General features: G+C 66.6%; 2 protein-coding genes and 2 pseudogenes. 1 reads left to right on the forward strand and 3 read right to left on the reverse strand.

Annotated features, from left to right (window positions below; translation table 11 throughout):
• The 3 genes and pseudogenes from RHBS_RS26590 to RHBS_RS26600 all read right to left on the reverse strand — a co-directional run.
• Nucleotides 1-469 (reverse strand): amidohydrolase (locus RHBS_RS26590; protein WP_128646851.1); only part of this gene is annotated, 469 nt, incomplete at its 3' end.
• The gene (locus RHBS_RS26595; RefSeq protein ID WP_121872543.1) at nucleotides 466-1,629 is read right to left on the reverse strand and encodes a M20 family metallopeptidase; all 1,164 of its coding nucleotides are present in this window, start codon (nucleotides 1,627-1,629) and stop codon (nucleotides 466-468) included. The genes RHBS_RS26595 and RHBS_RS26590, both read right to left, overlap by 4 nt.
• A 112-nt stretch (nucleotides 1,630-1,741) precedes the next feature.
• Nucleotides 1,742-2,445 (reverse strand): annotated as a pseudogene (locus RHBS_RS26600) (enoyl-CoA hydratase/isomerase family protein).
• Nucleotides 2,446-2,532: 87 nt separating this feature from the next.
• Here RHBS_RS26600 and RHBS_RS26605 point away from each other — a divergent pair.
• Nucleotides 2,533-2,724: pseudogene (locus RHBS_RS26605) on the forward strand (purine-nucleoside phosphorylase); the annotation flags it as partial.

Below are 2,724 nucleotides of genomic sequence, written 5' to 3' on the forward strand. Positions count from 1 at the left end.
CGCCGTCGAGCGCTCCCGCGGCCACCGCGTCGAGGGCACCGCCCGGCATGACCTCCTCGGCGGGCTGAAAGATCAGGCGCACCCCGTACTGCAGGTCCGGCAGTGACGCCAGCGCCAATCCGGTCGCGAGCAGCACCGTGGTGTGTGCGTCGTGCCCGCAGGCGTGCGACACCCCCGGCACGGTCGACGAGTACACCGCGCCGGTGTTCTCCTGCAGCGGTAGGGCGTCCATGTCCGCCCGCAACGCCACCCGGGGACCGTCGGGTCCGATGTCGCAGATCAACCCCGTTCCGCCCGGGAGCGGCTTGGGTGACAGACCTGCTGCTTCGAGATGCTCCATCACGAACGCGGTGGTACCGAATTCGCGTCGAGCAAGTTCCGGATTGGCGTGAATGTGCCGACGCCACAGAGACAGATCTGCCGTGTGCGCGTGAATCCACCGATCGATCGCGTCTTCGCGGGTACTCACGACTGCGCCGCCGAGCGGGCGATCACGCCGTCGAGCAGACGGGCGCGGGTACTGGGATCGGCGGCGGCACGCGCCGCAGTTCTGGCGAGACCGAGAGCTCCGTCGAGCAACGCTCGATCTGCCGACTCGGTGACACACGCGGCGGCGAACTCCGGCTGATGCGTCACCGCCCCTCCTGCATCGAGTCCGACGACGGGGTGAATACCGGGTAGAACATTCGTCACGTTTCCCATGTCTGTACTGCCCAACGGGCGAAATCCTTCCAAATCCGGAGCCAGGGGCGATCGGCCCAGCGCTTCGATCTCCTGCCGAAAAGCCGCGACCAGCCACGAATCCGGAGTCAACGCCGCGTAGGTGGGCGACACCGTGCGGATCTTGTGGGTACACCCGGTGGCGATGGCTCCCGCCTCGAAACACGCGTACGTCTTCGCCGTCAGAGCGTGCAGCGATTCGGTGGTGTTCGCGCGCAGGTAGTAGAGCAACTCGGCGTGGCCGGGCACGATGTTCGGTGCCACACCTCCGTCACTGACGATGCCGTGCAACTGCTGCCCCGGCGAGAGGTGCTGCCGTAGCAACCCGAGAGCCACCTGACTGATGGTCACCGCATCGCCTGCGTTGATTCCCCATTCGGGAGCTGCCGACGCGTGCGCGGCCCGGCCGGTGAACTTCACGGCGATGTCCGCGAGCGCCAGCGAGGTCGCACCCACGATGTCGAAGGGGCCGGGATGGACCATCAACGCCGCGCCGACGCCGTCGAACACTCCTCGCTCGAGCATCAGCACCTTGCCGCCGCCGGTCTCCTCGGCCGGGGTACCGAGCACTCGCACGGTGATGCCGAGTGCGTCGGCGACCGGGGCGAGCGCAAGCGCAGCACCCACAGCCGAGGCCGCGATGATGTTGTGCCCACACGCATGACCGATCTCGGGCAGAGCGTCGTACTCCGCACAGATACCGATGACGAGATCGCCGCTGCCGAACGACGCGGTGAACGCGGTGTCCATGCCTGCGACGGCTGTCTCGACCTCGAAATCGTGGGCTCGGAGCGTATCGAGAATCTTGGCGACGCTGCGATGTTCGGCGAAGGCCAGCTCCGGTTCCGCGTGAATCGAGTGCGAGAGCGCGACCACTTCGTCGGTAGCGGTGGCCAGGGCGCGGTCCATCGCCTCGCCCACGGCAGCACTGTTCGATTCGTCGATCACGAGAGACAGTGTGTCACTAGCGCGACCGAGTGTCGGAACAGCTGTGCTTCAGTCGGGGGTGAAGACGGTCCTGCTACTTCCCGAAGCTGAAGTTGCTGTCGTCGGTCGCGGTGTTCAGCGCGGCGAGCAGATCCACATGCATACGACTCTTGATCCCGGCCAGGTTCGCACCTCGGGTGCTCGTCAGCGCCGCCGCCTTCGCGACCGCGTCGGACACCAGCGACTCCTCCGATGCCGTCGCCTCGACGATTCCGGCGGCAACGGCGTCGGCTCCGCCGTAGCGGCGACCGGTCGTCATGGCCTCGACGGCGGTCTGCTTGGGAAGCCGGGAGTTGATCAGAGCAGACATCCCCACGGTGAACGGCATGTTCAGGTTCACCTCGGGCAGGCAGTAGAAGCCGCGATCGACGCGTTGGATGCGGAAGTCGTGGGAGGTGGCGAACATCGCGCCTGCGCCGAATGCGTGCCCCTGCACAGCCGCGACGGTGGTCATCGGGAAGGCGAGCAACCGGGTGTAGAGAGTGTGCACGCGGTCGAGGTACCAGGTGATCTTGTCCAGGTTGGCGAACAGCAATCGGTGTCGAGACCGTTGCTGTAGAACTTGCCTGCCGACGTGGTGACCAGCGCCGCCGGGCCGGTCGAGGCCTCGACCTCGTCCAGCAACGCATGCACGGCGTCGATCCAGTCCGGATGCAGTCGGTTCTCCGGATTGTCCGAGCCGTTCTCGGCACCGAGGAACAGGATGTGGACGTCGCCGTCGCGTTCGAGGTATGGCATGCAGCGGATACTACTCGGGGGTAACTTGCTGGTGGCAACCTCTGTCGGTCGCACATCCGTGGCGACGATCTCCTACTGTTGTTCATCGTGGCAACCACCGACGCACATGCGACCGACCCCGTGACCGATCCCGAGGGTGCCGCGCGCACCGCCGCCGACGCACTCGCCGCAGCAACCGGAGTCGACACGCACACCGTGGCCATCGTCCTCGGCTCCGGATGGCAGGCGCAGCCGACGTGTTCGGCTCCCCCACCGCAACCGTGCCGCATGGCCGACCTA

Source organism: Rhodococcus sp. BS-15, assembly GCF_000813105.1.
Classification (GTDB): Bacteria; Actinomycetota; Actinomycetes; order Mycobacteriales; family Mycobacteriaceae; genus Rhodococcoides.